At 44.1% G+C, this 19009-nt stretch carries 18 protein-coding genes and 1 riboswitch; of the genes, 4 read left to right on the top strand and 14 right to left on the bottom strand.

The genetic code is table 11. The annotated features are described in order from the left end of the window. The first annotated feature begins 119 nt into the window (after positions 1 to 119). Together mqnE and MKX60_RS08820 are read left to right on the top strand one after the other, a co-directional pair. Entirely contained in the window at positions 120 to 1226 is a 1107-nt protein-coding gene (gene mqnE / locus MKX60_RS08825) for an aminofutalosine synthase MqnE (protein WP_076285245.1), read from the top strand. 50 nt (positions 1227 to 1276) lie between these two features. Then, positions 1277 to 2338: an NAD(P)/FAD-dependent oxidoreductase gene (locus MKX60_RS08820; RefSeq protein WP_341059534.1), complete on the top strand. Its 1062-nt coding sequence runs from the start codon at positions 1277 to 1279 to the stop codon at positions 2336 to 2338. 68 nt (positions 2339 to 2406) lie between these two features. On the opposite strand, the gene MKX60_RS08815 is transcribed toward MKX60_RS08820, so the two are convergent. After that, positions 2407 to 2661 carry a YuzB family protein gene (locus MKX60_RS08815; protein ID WP_339267028.1) on the bottom strand — a complete coding sequence of 85 codons (255 nt, stop codon included), beginning with the start codon at positions 2659 to 2661 and terminating at the stop codon, positions 2407 to 2409. Positions 2662 to 2742: 81 nt separating this feature from the next. Between MKX60_RS08815 and MKX60_RS08810 the strand changes: the two genes are divergently transcribed. Then, the gene (locus MKX60_RS08810; RefSeq protein ID WP_042130899.1) at positions 2743 to 2991 is read left to right on the top strand and encodes a NifU family protein; all 249 of its coding nucleotides are present in this window, start codon (positions 2743 to 2745) and stop codon (positions 2989 to 2991) included. A 155-nt stretch (positions 2992 to 3146) separates the two neighbouring features. Here MKX60_RS08810 and MKX60_RS08805 read toward each other — a convergent pair whose 3' ends face one another. From MKX60_RS08805 to MKX60_RS08745, 13 genes are all read right to left on the bottom strand, one after another. Next, positions 3147 to 4004, bottom strand: coding sequence for a MetQ/NlpA family ABC transporter substrate-binding protein (locus tag MKX60_RS08805; RefSeq protein WP_341059533.1), 858 nt, complete (start codon positions 4002 to 4004; stop codon positions 3147 to 3149). A 58-nt stretch (positions 4005 to 4062) separates the two neighbouring features. Further along, positions 4063 to 4722 carry a methionine ABC transporter permease gene (locus MKX60_RS08800; protein WP_042191587.1) on the bottom strand — a complete coding sequence of 220 codons (660 nt, stop codon included), beginning with the start codon at positions 4720 to 4722 and terminating at the stop codon, positions 4063 to 4065. Next, positions 4722 to 5738: a methionine ABC transporter ATP-binding protein gene (locus tag MKX60_RS08795; RefSeq protein ID WP_339267032.1), complete on the bottom strand. Its 1017-nt coding sequence runs from the start codon at positions 5736 to 5738 to the stop codon at positions 4722 to 4724. The genes MKX60_RS08800 and MKX60_RS08795 overlap by 1 nt, the downstream gene beginning before the upstream one ends. Positions 5739 to 5838: 100 nt before the next feature. Next, positions 5839 to 5978, bottom strand: a riboswitch (SAM riboswitch). A 100-nt stretch (positions 5979 to 6078) separates the two neighbouring features. Further along, complete coding sequence (locus MKX60_RS08790; RefSeq protein WP_042191592.1) at positions 6079 to 6813, bottom strand: Cthe_2314 family HEPN domain-containing protein; 735 nt, start codon at positions 6811 to 6813, stop codon at positions 6079 to 6081. A 109-nt stretch (positions 6814 to 6922) separates the two neighbouring features. After that, complete coding sequence (locus tag MKX60_RS08785) at positions 6923 to 7900, bottom strand: COX15/CtaA family protein (RefSeq protein WP_076285250.1); 978 nt, start codon at positions 7898 to 7900, stop codon at positions 6923 to 6925. Between the two features lie 89 nt (positions 7901 to 7989). Further along, positions 7990 to 8334 (bottom strand): thioredoxin family protein, encoded by a 345-nt coding sequence (locus MKX60_RS08780; protein ID WP_042194485.1) that lies wholly within the window; start codon positions 8332 to 8334, stop codon positions 7990 to 7992. Positions 8335 to 8412: 78 nt separating this feature from the next. After that, positions 8413 to 10041, bottom strand: coding sequence for a putative polysaccharide biosynthesis protein (locus MKX60_RS08775; RefSeq protein WP_076300348.1), 1629 nt, complete (start codon positions 10039 to 10041; stop codon positions 8413 to 8415). Between the two features lie 27 nt (positions 10042 to 10068). After that, a complete protein-coding gene (locus MKX60_RS08770; RefSeq protein WP_076285251.1) occupies positions 10069 to 10554 on the bottom strand; it encodes a DUF456 domain-containing protein in 486 nt (161 codons plus the stop codon). A 36-nt stretch (positions 10555 to 10590) separates the two neighbouring features. Beyond that, a complete protein-coding gene (locus MKX60_RS08765; protein WP_076285252.1) occupies positions 10591 to 11346 on the bottom strand; it encodes a Cof-type HAD-IIB family hydrolase in 756 nt (251 codons plus the stop codon). Between the two features lie 77 nt (positions 11347 to 11423). Further along, a complete protein-coding gene (locus MKX60_RS08760) occupies positions 11424 to 13529 on the bottom strand; it encodes a peptidoglycan D,D-transpeptidase FtsI family protein (RefSeq protein WP_076300349.1) in 2106 nt (701 codons plus the stop codon). A gap of 26 nt (positions 13530 to 13555) precedes the next feature. Beyond that, a complete protein-coding gene (locus MKX60_RS08755; RefSeq protein ID WP_341059532.1) occupies positions 13556 to 15631 on the bottom strand; it encodes a peptidoglycan D,D-transpeptidase FtsI family protein in 2076 nt (691 codons plus the stop codon). Positions 15632 to 15897: 266 nt separating this feature from the next. After that, the gene (locus tag MKX60_RS08750) at positions 15898 to 17043 is read right to left on the bottom strand and encodes a transglutaminase domain-containing protein (RefSeq protein ID WP_341059531.1); all 1146 of its coding nucleotides are present in this window, start codon (positions 17041 to 17043) and stop codon (positions 15898 to 15900) included. Positions 17044 to 17104: 61 nt separating this feature from the next. Next, positions 17105 to 17542 (bottom strand): hypothetical protein, encoded by a 438-nt coding sequence (locus MKX60_RS08745; RefSeq protein ID WP_042191604.1) that lies wholly within the window; start codon positions 17540 to 17542, stop codon positions 17105 to 17107. Positions 17543 to 17812: 270 nt separating this feature from the next. Here MKX60_RS08745 and MKX60_RS08740 point away from each other — a divergent pair, with 270 nt between their 5' ends. Next, entirely contained in the window at positions 17813 to 19000 is a 1188-nt protein-coding gene (locus MKX60_RS08740) for an MFS transporter (RefSeq protein WP_076300351.1), read from the top strand. The last annotated feature ends 9 nt before the right edge of the window (positions 19001 to 19009 follow it).

Here is a 19009-nt window from a genome sequence, read left to right as displayed (position 1 = left end):
TTTGTCACGGAGGATAACCCTCCGCTTTATTTTCATGAATGAACAGCTACCATCTGGGTAAGTCTGGGAATTATCTGCGGGCAATGGACCCCGTAAAACTTTCAGGAGGAATTCATAATATGTCTACTCTTTTCACCCCCCAAACAGACGCCCGAATGATGAACATTATTGAAAAAGTTCGCGGCGGCGAAAGATTGAATTTAGAAGATGGCGTTTATTTATATCAGAGTAACGACCTACTTACGATTGGCCAGTTAGCAAATGAAGTCAATCTCGCAAAGAACAACAACAGGGTATATTTTATCGAAAACATGAGTCTATATTTCACCAATGTTTGCGAATCTCACTGTGCATTCTGCAATTTCCGCAAAGATGATGGAGAAGAGGGAGCTTATACCCTTTCCGGTCAGGAAATGGTGCAATATGTCGAACAGCATATTCATCCAGGTGTGCGCGAATTCCATATCGTAGGCGGTCATAATGACAAGGTTCCTTTCCAGTATTACGTGGATTCTTTAAAAGCCTTGAATGAACGTTTCCCTGAGGTAACCTTAAAAGCGTACACTGCAGCCGAAATCGATTTTTTCACCCGAATTAGCGGATTGAGTATTCGTGAGGTACTCGAGCAGTTGCGTGCTGCAGGACTTAAGACGCTTACTGGTGGTGGCGCAGAAATATTATCCGATCAATACCGTAAAAAAATGCGTGTAGATAAGGCTAATGTGGAAGAATATCTAGAAGTTCACCGAACAGCACATCAGCTTGGCATGAAGACACATACAACTATGCTTTACGGCTCGATTGAATCTCATGAGGATCGTATCCGGCACATGATGCAGATCCGCGATCTACAGGATGAAACCAATGGCTTTATGGTATTCATTCCATTATCTATGCAGCCTAAGAACAAGAATGCAGGGATTATGCGCCGCAACTCCGCTTATGAGGATCTGAAGACGATTGCGATCAGCAGATTGATGCTGGATAATTTCGATCACATCAAAGCGTACTTTATTAATATCGGTCCTCAGCTTACTCAAGTTGCACTGAACTTCGGTGCTTCTGACGTACATGGTACTATTCTTAAAGAACGCATTAGCCATGCGGCTGGTGCCTTAACACCTGAAGGCCTCACTCGTGATGAATTGATCTGGTTAGTAAAAGGTGCTGGACGAATTCCAGTAGAACGCGACACGTTCTACAATGCGATAAAGGTGTACGAATAAAAGACTACCTTAGATCCGTTATCCTATATTGGAAAGGAAGTTCGGTCAGCATGAGAACACTACTCGTTCTGGGCGGCGGCTATGGCGGCTTGGCCCTAATTCAAGAATTGCTCAATAATCACCTTCCTCAGGATATTGAAATTATCTTAATTGACCGAATGCCTTATCAAGGAATCAAAACGGAATATTATGCTCTTGCCGCAGGTACAGTAACTGACTATCACTTGCGGATCCAGTTTCCGGTTCATCCCCGTCTCACTATCCGTTACGGTGAGGTGACTTCCATTGATTTGGACAGCAGAATCGTTACAATGGAGCCTGACGAGACTGTGTCTTATGACATTCTTGCCATTGCACTAGGTTGTACCGACAATTACCATAACATCCCTGGAGCTGATCAATATACTTGCAGTATCCAGACCTTTGCAGGAACACGCGAAACTTATCAGCGTTTAAACGATGTGAAGCCTTATGGAACAATAAACATTGTAGGCGGTGGACTAAGTGGAGTGGAATTGGCGGCAGAGCTTCGGGAGAGCCGTCCAGACCTTAATATTGCTATTCTGGACCGCGGTGAACGTGTCTTGTCCGCCTTTCCTGCGAAGCTGTCACAGTACGTGGAGGAATGGTTTCACCACCATCAAGTACAGACACTTGGACGTGTCTCTGTATCCCATGTAGAGAAAGATGCACTTTTTAACGGTACAGAGGAAATTCTTTCAGATGTTACGGTATGGACCGCAGGGATTCAACCGGTGAAGGTCGTTCAGGAATTAACAGTTCCGAAGGATCGCGGAGGACGGATCATTCTGGATGAGTATTATCGTGTACCTGATTATCCAGAAGTGTATGTGATTGGCGACTGTGCCAGCCTGCCATTCGCTCCAAGCGCACAAGCCGCAGGAGCGCAGGGTGAGCAGGTCGCACAGGTTATTCAAGCCTTATGGCGAGGCGAGACCCCTAAGCTTCATCCTATTCGTCTAAAGGGTACCTTAGGCTCACTAGGTAAGAAAGCTGGATTTGGTCTGATGGGCCAACGCTCCGTCAAAGGAAGGGTTCCCCGTATCCTCAAGAGCGGGGTGCTCTGGATGTCAAAACGCACTTTAGGATAAACCTAAGGGCTGCTCTTTTCCGTATTTATAACGGAAAAGAGCAGCCCTTTATTTTCCACAAAAAGCATTTAGTCAAGGTCCATGTTGAACCAAGCCTCTAGCTCTTTGATTTTAGCATCAATTTTCTCTTCTAGCTCGACAACCGTATCTGCAGCAACGATGTCACCTTCAACCATGGCAAAGGGAGTTAAATAACATTCCCCACAATTGTTCAGGCATCCGTATTCGATCACATCGTAATCTGGATTTTCCTCCAGCTTATGCATTAGCTTGTCTGTTCCGTGACCCATGTTACTGGCACAAAATTCAATAATTGGTCTCATGATGATCTCCCTATTCCGCCTAACCATTTTATTTTTTAACTTTTTGTACTATAATGAACTTATGAAAGGAGTGATTGAGAAATGAGTGAGAATGCACAAAGCACCGAAATGTATGATGAAGTATTGGAAGTGCTGGATAAGCTTCGTCCGTTCCTGCAACGCGATGGCGGCGACGTTGAACTGGTCGATGTAGAAGACGGCATCGTTAAGTTGAAACTTATGGGTGCCTGCGGCAGCTGCCCAAGCTCCACGATCACCTTGAAAGCCGGGATTGAACGCGCCCTTCTTGAAGAAGTAGAAGGCGTACAAGAAGTTATGCAAGTATTCTAATCCCATTCAATATCATTCCCGATCCTCCTCTTCAGGAGATCGGGATTTTCTTATTATAGAGGATTTACACTTCCCCTACAACATACAGCATAAAACCCGCTTGCCGTTAGGCAGCGGGTTTTATGCTGTATTAGAGATTAAGTTAGCTTTCTGTCTTAAAATGCTGGAATGATCGAGCCTTTGTACTGCTCTTCAATAAAAGCTTTAGCTTCTGGAGAATTCAGTGCAGCGACAAGCTTTTTGATTGCATCAGAATCTTTATTGTCAGGACGAGCTACCAGGATGTTAGCGTAAGGGGAATCCGTACCCTCAATGAACAAAGCATCTTTAGTAGGAACTAGGTTAGCTTCCAAAGCATAGTTAGTGTTAATCAAGGCAAGATCTACTTCATCCAATTGACGACCTAACATTGCTGCATCTAGCTCGATGATTTTAAGGTTTTTCTTATTTTCAGTGATATCTGCTTGGGTAGATGTGATGTTGGTATCATCTTTCAAAGAAATCAGTCCATTTTTGGCAAGCAAGATCAGTGCACGACCACCGTTTGTAGCATCATTCGGGATGGCTACTTTCGCACCATCAGCCAGCTCGTCGATGGATTTGATTTTTTTGGAATAAGCACCAAAAGGTTCAACGTGAACGGCTGTAACAGAAACTAGATCCGAACCGTTCTTTTGATTCTGGTCATCCAGGTAAGGTTGATGTTGGAAGAAGTTAGCATCCAGATTCTTCTCTGAAAGCTGAACGTTTGGTTGAACATAGTCAGTGAATTCTTTGATTTCTAATTTAATTCCTTGCACTTCAAGCAATGGAGCAATAGCTTTTAGGATCTCAGCGTGTGGAACAGGTGAAGCACCAACCACCAATTTTACAGGTTCTGCAGATGACTCAGTTGCAGCACCATCTTTTGGTGCATTAGTAGCAGCCGAGTTAGAAGCATTATTGTTATTGCCGCAAGCAGCCAGCACCACAACCAGTGTCAGACTAAAAAAAGTAAGTAGTAATTTTTTCATTTTAAATCCCCCTCTTATCCTTGGTATTTGTATGAATAAGGCTATATATGGACGTACCTTATTTCCGTGTGAAATGTCGTACTAGTCGATCACCGGCCATTTGTAGCAGTTGCACCAGTATGACCATTAAGACTACAGAGATAATCATAACTTCCTTCTCATATCGGTAATATCCGTAACGAATCGCTAGATCCCCTAGCCCGCCGCCGCCTACCATCCCGGACATTGCCGTATAGGAGACCAGTGTAACCAGTGTGATCGTAACCCCAGCGAGCAGACCTGGACGAGCCTCTGGCAAAAGAACACGCATAACGATCTGATTCGTGGATGCTCCCATCCCTTGCGCCGCTTCGATTACTCCACGATCCACTTCTCTTAATGCCGTTTCCACCAAGCGAGCAAAGAATGGAGCTGCACCAATCACGAGCGGTGGAATCGTACCAAGTACTCCAATGGAGGTTCCAACGATGGTTTTGCTAAAAGGAATTAAAGCCACCATCAAAATGATAAACGGTACGGAACGCAAGATGTTTACAAAGAATGATAAGACCGAGTAAATTACTCTGATTACTATACTATTCGATCTTCCCCATAAATACAATAGAATTCCGAGTGGTAAACCAAGAATAATTGTGAACAATCCAGAGAATATTAACATTTGCAAGGTAGCAACTGTAGCATCCATCATTTCTTGCCAGTTTAAGTCTGCGAAATTCATTACGAAATCACCTCCACTTCAAGGCCTTGAGCGGTTAGTTCGGCTATCGTCACAGCGATCGCTTCAGCTGGACCTTCGAACCGAACAATCATTTGTCCATAAGGTACGTCTTTTATCGTTGAGATGGTACCATGCAGAATGGCGAAGCTAACACCTGTCTCACGTACTACATTGGAAAGTGCAGAGCCGTAGGTCTTCTCTCCGAAAAAAGTAATTTTGACGGCCTGAGAGTTGTCCCCAGCAGCAGCGTCAAGCGCCGTACGAAGGGGTCCCTCATTCTGTGATTCACTGCGAATGAAATCGCGAGTGACCTCATGCTGCGGCTTCAGGAATACCTCCGTGACTTTACCTTGCTCAACGATACCACCACCATGAATGACCGCAACACGGTCGCAAATGCTCTGAATCACGTGCATTTCGTGAGTGATCAGCACAATAGTCAGATGGAACCGTTTATTAATATCGAGCAATAGCTTAAGAATAGAGTCTGTCGTTTGTGGATCAAGCGCAGAGGTTGCCTCGTCACACAGCAGCACATCAGGGTCGCTGGCAAGTGCCCGAGCGATGCCGACTCGTTGCTTTTGTCCTCCTGATAATTGAGACGGATACTTATCCTGGTGTTCTTCAAGCCCAACTAGAGCAAGCAGTTCTTTCACTTTTGCATCAATATCTGCTCTCGAGGTACCTGTGAGTCGTAGAGGAAAAGCAATATTATCATATACAGTCGCAGAAGATAGCAGATTGAAATGTTGAAAAATCATTCCTATCTTGCGCCGCTGCTCCTGCAGCTGGCCTTGGGTAAGCTTGGTTAGTTCAATGCCATCTACCCATACTTCCCCTTCTGTCGGACGCTCCAACAGATTAATGCAACGGATCAATGTACTTTTCCCCGCTCCAGAATGGCCAATAACTCCGAATATTTCACCTTTTTCGATAGACAAATTCAATCCGGAAAGTGCTGTAGCCGCATGGCTGCCTTTTCCATATACCTTTGTTATTCCTTTTAGATTAATCAACGCTCGTCGCCCCCTTTATAATTCACTTATTCCATACAAAAAAACCTCCGACGATCGATGCAGATCGCAAGAGGCTCTGTGTGTTTATTTAGACAATGCCTTCTCATCTGCCAACGACCACAAACCTTGCGTCATTGTAGGAATTAGCACCATGACATTTGTACATAACGCTAATCGCGCTGTATACAAATCGGTTGCCGGGCTTCATCGGGCCTATCCCTCCGCCACTCTCGATAAGATATAGAGTATGAAATTTTATGTTTGAATTCGTACAGACTTTAATGCAAGCATAAGTATAGTAAGTTTCTTGTTTTTTGTCAAAAGGAAATATCTTGAACGCTTAGGATTGTACACGCTTTGCCTTGCTTATTTCCTTACGCAGCTGTTCATTGCTGTAGCTGAATGCCGCGATTAATGTTTTACAGTTCATTTCAAGGGACTGCTTTAAATCCTCAAGATGGCTATCTAAATCCTCAAGCTGAATTTTGTCATGCAAGCCTTGATGCCGCTGCCATAAATCATCCTGCATTTCGGAATTCATATAATGAATTTCAGCATTTCTGCGCTTGCGTAGATTCTCCAGTGGATCACGATAAGAGTTCTTGATCTGTTCCAGTTGATCCGCTAATGCAGGATGCACATTCAATAACTGAAGTTGACGCAGTACTGTAAAATAAGAAAAGTGCGTTTTTAATTTGGAGGTTTTGAGGTCATAAAAATGATTCAGTACCGTTCCAAGCTTGTCCAGAAGAGAGAACACACGAATAAATCCATCTTTATAAAAATAAACATACCGCGCATAATCGCCTTGTTCCACTGGTGACATATCGTCCATATAACCAGCGATTACCGATTTCCGGTAAAAAGCAGCTGCGAACCAGCTTTGCTCCAATTCATCCAATGAGGAGATCAGTCCACGTGTCCAAATCTCCAGCTTGCGGTATTCATGGTCATTATCCTCATGAGCGTTCATTTCCTTGCGCAGTAAGGCTGCAAATGTGGCCATGTTCTCCATCGCGTCAGCCAATACACCGCTGTTCTTTCGAGGCGGCTCTCCAAGTATAACCCGCAGCATATCCCAGTCCTCCTAAAGTTTTGTCCAGCACCACGATATACCGATTTCCACTTTATTATTCCGCAGGTAAAGCGACTCTATCCACGGTGGAAACTTTCTACCAAGGGTGTTACAACGGTGTCATTGGATTCGTTGGATTTTTTTCAACAACGACATTTCTCGCACGATTCAGCTGCCAGACTCTTACACTCATATAACATAAGACACCAAACAAACTAGCGATCAACAAAATATGAGCCAAAGCGGCAAATATGTACAATCTTTCATTATCTAGTGTGTAAACAACAGCAGCACCACTAAATACCTGCATCAAGCACAGCAGAACAGCCGCTACGCCAAGAGCTCTTAGCTCTGGGTAATCCTTATGTTTCCAAAAAGCTAAATGTCCAAGCACCGCAGTAAGAATGAATAAGATCAAAGCCGCAATCCGGTGCGTAAAAACAATACCTACTCCCCCGGAAAGCTCAGGAACCCATTCACCGTTACAGAGCGGCCAGCCAGAACATCCACCGCGCGAATCCGTATGACTAACAAAGGCTCCAATATAAACAACAACATAGGAATATAAGGCCGTGAAGCAGGTTAAATTGCGGAAAGCCTTACTGACGGGTTTCTTCTGAAGCTCCATCTTAGGATCGTACTCACCTGCTTCATGTCGCCTTTTAGTTCCTAGAGCCAGCATTAGAGAACTTGAAAAAGCAATCAAGGAAAAGCCCATATGCAGTGCCATTACAGCAGCAGATTGGGATTTAATCACTGCAAGCGCTCCCATACCACCTTGAACAATTACAAACAGCAACGTCATGAATGCATATACTAACAAGTCCCGCCGATTTCGAGCATAACGCCAAAAGGCAATCATCGAGGCAAGTGACAATAACCCTGCCAATCCGCTAAACAAGCGATGGGTGTATTCAATCATCGAACCTACAGTATAGGCCGGAATCAATTTCCCATGACAGAGCGGCCATTCATTTCCACATTCCAATCCCGATCCAGTCTTCGTTACAACCGCTCCCCCTAGTACAGCGAGGAACATGATAAGGCAAGTAAGATAACTAAGCCATTTCAACTGATTTGTCGACAAAAATATCACCCGCAGTTTTTAGTAATGAAGAAGCATCTTAAAAAACCACCGCTTTTGCTCGAACAGGCGAAAGCGGTGGTTTTCCGGAATTACTGTTGAAGGCTTTGATGCACTTGAACCGCTTTATCAAGGAAATTCTCAATTTCCTCGCGGGATTTACGTAATTTATTAACGAATCTAACCAATTCACGCCCATCGGAATACGCGACAAAGCTTGGAATACCCATAATATTTTGTTCCTGACTAACGTCACCCACAGCATCAACGTCAACCTCAACCAGCGTTAGACGATCTGCATAGGCTTGCTCTACCTCAGGAATAAAAGGATCGATAAATTTACAATCCGAGCACCAGTCCGCCTTGAAGATGGCTACAGTTAATCGAGGAGATTGAATGGCTACCTGAAATTCAGCAGGAGAACTAATTTTATCCATAGCTTGTTCAGTCCTTTCTTCCATATCTGTCAAATTTCTATTCTTTAAGTGAAGCAAAATGTCATGCAGAAGTCAAACTTATTCTCTCATACGAACACGCGCAGGCTGCAATTTCATCAGCGGATTCAACAATTTTTGCAATGCACGCGGATAACTGGAGATCTCCTGTTTAGTAAGCACACCCAGTACAATTAGCATGACCAGATAAATAACAACAACTGCGGCCCCTACAACAAGACAAGTGATCAGAAATGCCAGACGTGCAGGCATTAGATCTGTTAACAGAATTCCAGCTTGGTTAAGTCCAAAACCAATACCACCGGACACCAGAACCGCAATTGCGAAGCCGCCCCACCGTTTACCCATAATTTCGAAAGGTACAATGGATTTCAGCATCCGTAAGTTAAGAATAGTAATAACTACGAAACAAAGTGCTGTTGCGCCGATAATCCCGTAGATCCCAAATATCTTACTTAGTAAGAAGCTTGCGACTAATTTAACAATAATACCCACTAGCACATAATACATTGAAATGCGTGATTTGCCCATACCGAGCAAGATGGAGTTCGTTGTCATCATGGTGATCTGAAAGATCGTTCCAATCGTAAGCATCGCCACAATTCCGCTTCCGTCCAAGCTGCTGAACAATAACCCGTTTACAGAATAAGCTGCTGCCACAAGTGCCAACACAATTGGCATCCCTGTCAGGATAGAAATCCGCAAAGCAAGTGTAATTTGCTTCTTCAAGTGTCCCTCATCCCGACGGGCATAAGCAGCTGAAATGATCGGAATCAGCGAGGTTCCTAGTGCAATGGCTAGTACCGGTGGAATTCCGGCCACACTTTGAGCACGCGTGGTTAGTATACCCAAAGCTGCTGTTGCACTCTCTCTACCCATCTGATCGATAAGCAGCGGAACAGCCAAAGAAGTATCAATTACATTCACTACGGGAATCGTAAGTGAAGAGAGCACGATCGGAATTGATAGTGTGAAAATATCTTTGTAAATTCCCCAAATCGGCAATTTTTGAGTGGTATTGTAATTTAATCCTTGCTGTTTATCCTCTCGGCGCAGCTTGATTGCAAAATAAATCATGACACCAAATGCTGCAATACTACCAATTACGCTACCGAAGGATGCTCCCGCAGCTATAGTTGTATTGTTATACCCCTGCTGTAATAGAATATAAGCTAGTAAAATAGCGACTAGTACGCGAGCGAACTGCTCTACAATCTGTGAAATACCACCAGCCATCATATTGTTGCGCCCTTGAAAATATCCACGCATCATGGCAATTGCCGGAAAAAGTAAAAGCGCAGGTGCAATAGCCCTAACTGCCATCGCTGATTCAGGTACATCAGCAATATGTGTCGCATAGAACGGAGCGCCTATGTACAGCAAGGCCGTCATGATTACCCCTGCTGCTACTGAAAACAGCAATGCTGCATGATACACTTGTCTCGCCTCTTCAGGACGATTCAGAGCGTACCGCTCGGAGACCATTTTACTGAGCGTACTTGGAATACCTGCTGTAGCCACGGTGAGCAGCATTAAATAGATATTGTTCGATACCCCAAATGATGCTCTCCCCACATCATCAAAAATATGATCCAGCGGCACCCGCTGAACAAGCCCGAGTACCCTTGCCACCAAAGCTGCAGCAGCAAGGATAAGCGTGCCTTTTACGAAAGACTCTTTCTTGGACAAACCATTTCCCCTTCTTCACTGTTAAAATTAAAACCGGACGACCCATATAAAAAAGAGGACGACCATAATAATTTGTAGCACAATTTTGACAACAGTACTACTAAACAACCCAAGTATTGATCCTACACTTACTTTGGCAGCTTTAGCTGGTGAAGAACCTACGATCAATTCTCCTATAAAGGCACCCAGAAACGGACCAATAATAAGTCCAAAGGCTGGGATTACAAAAGGACCAATGATTAGCCCAATCGTACTCCCGATAATCGATGAACGTGAGCCGCCAAATTTCTTAACGCCCCACGCCCCTACAACGTAATCAGCAATAAATAAAACTACAACGATCAGCGTTTGAATGATCCAGAACCAGACACCAAAAGGCTCGAAAGAAAAGAACCAGCCATATACGAAAAAGGCAAGATAAATCGCAAGCGCACCCGGCAGTATAGGGTACACAGCCCCCGCTAGCCCTACGGCAAATAAAGCAATAATAAGAATCCAACCCAGGATCGTCAACACTTAACCTCCTAATAGCAAATATGCTCTATGGATTCACTTCGCAATAGCTTCATTAAAAATATATTTTTGAATGACTTCTGCAATTCCATCATTATTATTAGAAGCCACCACAACGTCAGCCTCTTCTTTAACCGTCTCCTGAGCGTTGCCCATGGCAACCCCAAGCCCTGACTGCTGAATCGCTGCAAGGTCATTGAGGCTGTCACCAACCGCTATAACTTGGGACATGTCTAGTCCTAGCAGCTTACAGACTTCCATGATTCCGGCTGCTTTATTCACTCCTAGAGGGTTAATCTCCAGGTTATGTGGAGAGGAGTTCGTAATCTCCAATCCACCCATATCTTGAAGACGAAGCAGCAGTTTATGACGAAGCTCATCATCTTCGGTGTGATAACCGAATTTAAGCCATTCTCTGCCCGTTACATCCCCATCCCAGTTATCCTGTTTGTGGACTTTTTCCGTAGAATAGGCCCAGAACCAGATGTCATCTTCTTTAGCAAGTTCATACATTTGTTGTACCAGCATAGGATCCATCAATGATCGCCGATAAATTTCATGTGGTGCTCGCCATATCTCACTACCGTTCACAGTAATCATAGGTGTTTCTAGTCCAAGCTGCTCAGCATATGGAAATGCACTTGTAAAAGCTCGGCCTGTCGACAGACAGACATGAACGCCTGCGTCGACCGCCTTTTGAAGCCATTTCACCGTTGTAGGTGTAATAATCTGTTCATCATTCAGTAGGGTTCCATCCATATCCAAAGCAAGCAGGCGGTATTTGGCAGTCATTGCCACCCCTCCATTCTTTTATGCTCTCAATAGAGCAGCTGTTTATTTTTTAATCATTATTCACCTTAGAGTCAAAGTTACTGAGTACCTGTAGTCGTTCCTTCATTCGCAGGATCATTTGTATTATTACCTGACTGTAGACTCTTCTTCGGAACGCCATCAAGTCCATATTCCCAATCATAAGCATCAAAAATTTTACGTGCGACCGGCGCAGCACTCTGGGAACCAAAGCCCCCTTCTGGAATGACTACGGCTACTGCCAGCTTAGGGTTATTTCGTGGGGCATAAGCAATAAATACACCGTTATCGCGAATTTGACCCTTTGCCACTTGTTGAGATGTTCCCGTCTTACGAGCAAAATCATAAGGGAAATCAGAAAAAGCACTAACTTCACTTCGCATACCCTGTTGAATTTCTTTCCAGTAGGATTTATCGAAGGCTGTTACTTCATCTATTACCTCACGACCGAACTCCTTGACTACTTTTCCGTCAGCATCTGTAATCTTGCTAACTAGCTGAGGTTTGATCCGCTGTCCTTCATTAGCAAGTGTAGCTACGTATTGGGCAAGCTGCAACACCGTATAACTACCTTGTTGGCCGAAAGAAGCATATACAAGTGCCGCTTGGGCGCTACCCGCAGCCTCTATATTGGTATAGTTAATCTGTCCTAAGAATTCATTTGGCAGACCACTTCCCGTGGATACACCAAGTCCAAACTCTTTCATATACTTATCCCAGACATCTACGCCTTTGCTTTTGTATTTGTCATACAATCGTTTACCGATCATGTCCACCATGAACGCATTCGACGATTTCTCAATCGCTCTTGCAGGGTCCATAGAACCGTACACATGTCCTCCGGAGTTTCTTACCTTAGTTTCATGACCTGTTTTACCAAAAGTCGCGAAACCTCTATCCGGATAGTAGGTTGAGGTTGTAAAGAGACCTTCATTCAGACCCACGAGTACGCTCAAAGGTTTAATTGTTGAACCTAGTAGCAGTACAGACCTAAGTCCATTACCTGACGTCCCTGAAGAAATCGGATTAATGGTACCGTTCTGGTAGTTATCCATGATACTGTTCCAGACATCAGTGGATAAGGATCCCGATGTCCAAATATTCGTATCGTAGTCCGGCATACTTGCCATACTGACGATATTCCCCGTATCGACTTCCATCGCTACAGCGTAACCAGTTAAAGCATTAGGATGCGTTTTACCCTGTACAGTATTGGAATGCAGCCACTTAATCTGATCCATAATCGCCTGCTCTGTCTTCATCTGAATGTTCTTATTAATAGTTGTCCAGACGTCATTGCCTTTGACAGGAGGGACTACACGTTCGACTTTCTCTGCCATGTTCTGTGGATTGACAGAGATTTCCTGATAGCCGTTTTGTCCCCGAAGCTCTCTCTGATACTGCAGCTCCAGGCCGTCAAATCCGACAAACTCGTCGTCCTTGTAAGTTAGCCCTGGCTCCGGATTGTTCTTCATAGCATTTAAGATATTCTTATAAATATTAAGGCTGTTTGCTGATTTAAAAGGCTTGATATAACCTATCGTCTGTACGGCAACCGTATCTTTATCGTAATGACGAATGCTTTCCTCGACAATTTCAAGGCCTGGGTATTCTCCCTTATGTTCCATGAAATAGGCTACTTCCTGAGTAGTCAGATCAGCCTTAATTCGCCGTGCCATAAAGCCAAGTGATTTTCGGAAATATAAATCCAGTGCGTCAATAACATCTTCTTCTGTCATCTTTTCAGCTTTTGGATCACCATATTTATTGAAATCAGTTACCAGCTTGGCTGCCAATGCATCTGACTTGGCTTTAGCTTCTGGAGTTAGGGTAGTTTTACCGGTATTTTTATCTGTTTGCTTAGCGGTATACTCCTTATTGAGCGTAATATACAGCGATTGAACCGGCGTAGAGTACGCCAACTTCTCACCTTCAGCAGCATAAATTACACCTCTCATGGATGCAAGAGGTACATTTTTGGTATCTCTGCTTGTCTCCACTTCAGTTAAAGTTGGTCCTTCCACGAATTGCAACACAGCCAGGCGTATAATAATTACGCAAAATATAACAAACGTGCTAAAGAAAAACACGTTGAGTCGCAGGCCTATGGAACTTTTACTGTTGGTCTCATCTGGAGGTGAGGCCTGCTTACGAAAAAAACTCACAGTTTATTTCTCTCCTTTTTCTCTAATTATTTTTGAACGGGGTCTGACGCAGGAGCAACATTCTTTTTTGGCACACCATCGAGCCCATACTCCCAATCATAGGCGTCAAAAATTTTACGAGCCACCGGAGCAGCGCTGTTGGAGCCAAAGCCCCCTTCTGGTATAACAACCGCTACGGCCAGCTTCGGATTTTCTCGCGGAGCAAAGGCAATAAATACCCCATTATCGCGGTTTATATTTTTTCTGTCTGTTTTTTCAGATGTACCTGTCTTACGTGCAAAATCATAAGGAAAATCATCAAAAGCACTAACTTTACTGCTCATCCCCTGTTTGATCTCTTTCCAGTAGGATTTGTCAAACGTTACTGTATTAAGCACTTCTCTTTTAAATTCCTTAACCAGCTTACCTTGTGCATCCGTGATCTTACTAACAAGTTGAGGCTTAATACGCACCCCTTCATTAGCAAGAGTAGAAGCATACTGGGCAAGCTGCAATGTAGTATAACTGCCCTGTTGGCCAAAAGAAGCATAGATAAGTGCGGCCTGCGAGCTGCCTGCGGCCTTAAGATCAGTATAGTTAATCTGGCCCGGTGATTCACCTGGGAGACCACTTTTCGTTGATACACCCAGCCCGAATTTTTTCATATAATTGTCCCAGACCTCTATGCCTTTATCCCCCGGATATTTCTTGTAAAGCTGCTTACCCACCATATCAATCATAAATACGTTAGAAGATTCTCTAATGGCTTTAGCTGGATCTAGTGGACCATATACGTGACCCGATGAATTTCTTACGGATGATTTATTATCCTTACCGAAATAAGTAATGCCCACATCTGAATAGGTTGTTGAGGTATTAAAAAAACCTTCCTTTAAACCAATTAACACACTTAATGGTTTGATCGTAGATCCCATAAACACAAGTGAACTAAAATCATGCCCTGATCTACCCGATGAATTTGAAGTAATCGTACCGTTTAGATGATTATTCATAATTTTATTCCAGACAGGTGTTGGTAAGGAGTCTTTGGTCCATACATTTGAATCGTAATCCGGCATGCTTGCCATGGCGACAATATTTCCAGTCTCCACTTCCATTGCTACCGCGTATCCGGTTAAAGCATCTGGATGCGTCTCACCTTGAACAGCATTGGTATGCAGCCATTTAATCTGATCCAATATGGCCTGTTCTGTCTTCATCTGAATCTTCTTATTAATGGTCATCCAAATATTATTACCTTTTACAGGAGCAACGTTCTGTTCAACCTTCTCAGCCATATTCTGAGGAGTCACCGAAATGACCTGATAACCATTTTCTCCTCGTAGCTCTCGTTGATACTGCATTTCCAGACCATCAAACCCCACATATTCTTCTGCTTTATACATAAGTCCAGGGAGAGAATCTTTTTTCATTTCACTACGGACATTCTTATACATCGCTATATCTTCAGTCGATTTAAACGGCTTTCCAAAGCCGACTGTCTGTACCGCTACCGTATCTTTATCGTAGTGACGAACACTCTCCTCCACGATCGTTAGCCCCGGATAATTGTCTTTATGCTCCATGAAATAGGCTATTTCCTCTGGAATTAATCCAGTCTTGATCCGTCGCGGCACATAACCTAAATACTTTTTGAAATCTAAATCTAATAAATCCAAGATATCTTGCTGCGTCAGCTTCGGTGCATTCGAATCTCCATATTTAGCAAAATCAGCCGCAAGCCTTGCCGCAAGCATATCGGAGTTATTCTTCGCCTTTTCCGTAAGTGAGGTCTCACCCGTTACTTTATCTGTCGTTCTAGCTGTATAATCTTTAGTTAATGTAAGGTAAAGCGACTCCGTAGGTGTTGAATAGGCAATCTGCTCTCCTTCGGCAGCAAAAATAATCCCACGCATCGCTGCGAGCGGAACAATTTTCGTTTCCCGGCTCGTTTCTTCTTCACTCAACAGAGCTCCCTCAGTAAACTGTAAACCTGCAAGACGTACGATAATAATACAAAAAATAAAAAAAGTGCCAAAGAAAAAAATATTCAGTCTCAAGCCTACAGAATTTCTTGAAGATATCCCGTCCTTAGGCGGGAGCTGCTTACCAAACAAACTCACCAGCTTTCTCCCCTTCTACAAGCATAAACGCCTTGACCGTCCTTATAAGGAAGGTAAGTGTTTAAGCGAGAAATATAAGACATAAAGTATAGTGCTTATACTTTCTTATATTTTAAAAAAATGTCTGACAACCCTTTGCCTGAGACATTACTCTTATGATGAAGGTGAGTTCTTAGCTGCTTATTGTGAGCATGCCCTCGCATTTAAGTTAGAACTGACGTTACTTGAGTTTATTGTACCACACCCCAGGAGTTCAGCGCCCTCACTCAGAGGGCGTTCTCCCTAATATGCGTTTCATCAAAATCCTTCGGATTGAACCAATCTCCACTGCTAGCCCAAGTCGGATCCAGCGGAATCCAAGCTTGCCGATCACTTATATATACTTCATTCCAAGCATGTGCACCATATCCGCCACGCCCATCATAACCCTGACCTGTTACAACCCGTACCTGCAAGCCCTGTGAACGAGCCATCACAGCGTACAGTCGGGCATAGTCTATACACACCCCTTGCCGAGTGTCGAATGTATCCTGTGGTGTCTGTTCATGCCAGACCCTGTTTTGCAAATAATTGTCAGCCTTAGCATAATCGTAAGTCACGCGTGTACCTACCCAATCATAGAGAAGTCTCGCTTTTTTCTCTTCTTCTTGTGCTTGTCCAACAATGTCTTCTGCTGCTCCTATAATATCCTGAGGAATTTCATGATCGATAACCTCATATTTTCTGCGAAGGATATCATTCATCTCTGCTGCAACGGTCTTTGTCAGAATAGGAAGTTTCTTCTGCACAGTCTCACCAACAATAGGTTCAAATACAGCAGCAGCGCTCTGACTATAGATTGGAGAGGACTCCACATAACGACTAAATCCACTCTCCGGATTTAATCCAACACAGATGAAAAGAGCGAGAACAATTACCAGACTACGCATTAAGCCGATAATTAATCCAACCATTGCTCCTCCCATACGGCTTACCTGCGTAATCTTTCTGTCTTTAAACTTCTTAGTACGCCGCAATTGTGGAAAAGGAAGCAACATGGATAACAGTCCTAAGAGCATACGAATTAACAGATAAGAAATCAGGAGTAACAATAGAAATCGAACTAGCGGTGATTCTGATAACACAGACACCGCCGTATAATAAATTTGCTGCCACTGTGTAAGCTTCGTATCAGGAAGACTAATACCCAATGCCCAAGTCTCTACATAGGGATTGAGGTAGGCCGCAGCTGGGATAGCTAATACCAAAGATGCTATAGTAAATAATCCTGTTCCCAGCAGCCCAAATAATCTTCCGGTAGCGCTTGAGAAACCTCTGCTCCAGCCTTGCAATAGAGAGAAGACTACAACCAGCAGGAGGGCGATGGAGATGATATTAGCATCACTCACACTAGTCATCCATCCGTTTATCATATCCGCTCTCTCCTTTCAGTCGCGTGCTTGCTCGCTTGTTATATTTTTGAGTCCAAGCCTGTTATTGATGTTTTCGGGCTTCCTCTATAAATGTTTTTGTCGTATCTGTAACACTCCACTTTCCAAGACTCACACCACGGAAAGTAACCTCTACTTTATCTTCACCCGCTGCGCCCTTCACTTCAATATTCGGCGTTGTAATCGTAAAGGTCCCGTCTCCATTTGAAGTGTACTTCGCATCCTGCGCTTCTTTAAGCATAACCTCTTGCGCTTCCTTCTTCAGCGTGCTTACCGTTCCATCTGCCACCTTATTCACAGCGTTACCAATTTGGTCCATTGTAACACCACTATAGATGAACAAACCTACAACGATCACAATGACAATCGCCCATTTCAGAACGGTTTTAACCAAATTAACAACCGCAAACAGCAGGACAAGCGCAATTACAATAACTAGCCAATTTTCCCTTATAAACTGTGACCATACCTCTGGATCCATCAATCTCACAACACCCCTATCGCCTAGTTTCGTCCCAAGGATTCTCTCTTCCCATAGACATAACGCCAATATTAATTATTATACATGAATACCCATCATAATTCATGGTTCCACCCTCCGTAAAAGGTATACCTACTAGCGGAATTAAAAAAGCGGTATAAGCCCTCTCTGTCCCACGTAAAGTACAAGTAGTGCTTAAGAATTGGTTCTTCATTATTACGCCGTCCTGCATTCACTTGTGCTGTAGGTGGCTCTCGGAGGTGTTTCCCTGTGAAAACTGCGCTGTGGCTATACTTATTTCTCTTTTTGGCGTTCTTCGATTTACATGCTCAGTATCCCGTCCTTACGCCCTTTGCCATCTCTCTTGGTGCGGGACCCACCTTTATTGGCTGGATGATGGGCATGTACTCGTTGACCCACCTTCCCGGCAATCTGCTTGCAGGCGTACTCGTCGATCGTAATGGCTCCCGCCGCTACATCGTCTTCAGCCTTGTCGCAGCGGGAGCTATCCTACTGCTGCAAGCTCATGTACAGCTTCCATGGCATCTGCTAATGCTAAGAGCAGCAAGTGGATTCGTGCTCGCTTTCCTCTCTCCAGCCTGTATGACGTTACTCGCTTCTTTGTCATCGGATGCCACAGAGCAGGGTAAATATATGTCCGGACATGGTATCGTTCATACGTTAGCTTCAGTTGTATCGCCTGCTGCAGGAGCTTTTATCGTAGCAAAAGCCGGCTACTCTGGCACCTTCACCACACTTGGATGGCTCCTTATCGCAACAGGAATCATGGCTTTTTTTAGTGTACCTGCGCCTTCGAGACATATATTAAAGCCGCTAAGCTCAGCGCCATCAGCATTAAAAGTTCCAGATAAACCTTCTATACCAACGAAAGATGATGAACTGGTATCCAAACGGTATTACCTTTTACCTTTTTTCGTTTCCTGTTCACAAGGCGTTCTCTTTTTCGAGCTCCCACTATCTCAAACAGGGAGCAACAGTATTCTTTCCACTGGTATACTACTGTCACTCCTCAGTTTAGGTGCTTTGGTAACGCTCAGCATGCTCTTCCTGAACCGTCTTTCTCCGGGGGGAAGAATAGCAGCGGCATTACTGGGAATGGCCATCAGCTTCTTTGCACTCGCTTCATTTCACAGGATTCCGACTGCTGCGATTCTTTTTATGCTCGGCGCAGCCAAAGGAGTGTTGTTTCCTGCAATGGCATCACTCTTTATTAGTCTCGGTGGCCCTGGGCGAATGGGTCGGACTTTCTCCATGCAGTCGATAGCCATGTCACTTGGTGCATTCGCTGGGCCCGTGGCTGCTGGACAGCTAAGGTCCTTCGTTTCTCCTTACTTCATAGCCTTTCTACTACTAATGGTAGCATTGCTTCTTCTTCCACCTAAAAACACTGGTAAACTATCGAACCTCACTTCCAAATGGAACGGGCGAGCCGCATGATTCTTTGCT

It is taken from the genome of Paenibacillus sp. FSL R5-0914, assembly GCF_038004525.1.
GTDB lineage: Bacteria > Bacillota > Bacilli > Paenibacillales > Paenibacillaceae > Paenibacillus_AQ.
This window is presented reverse-complemented; position numbering and strand designations above follow the sequence as displayed.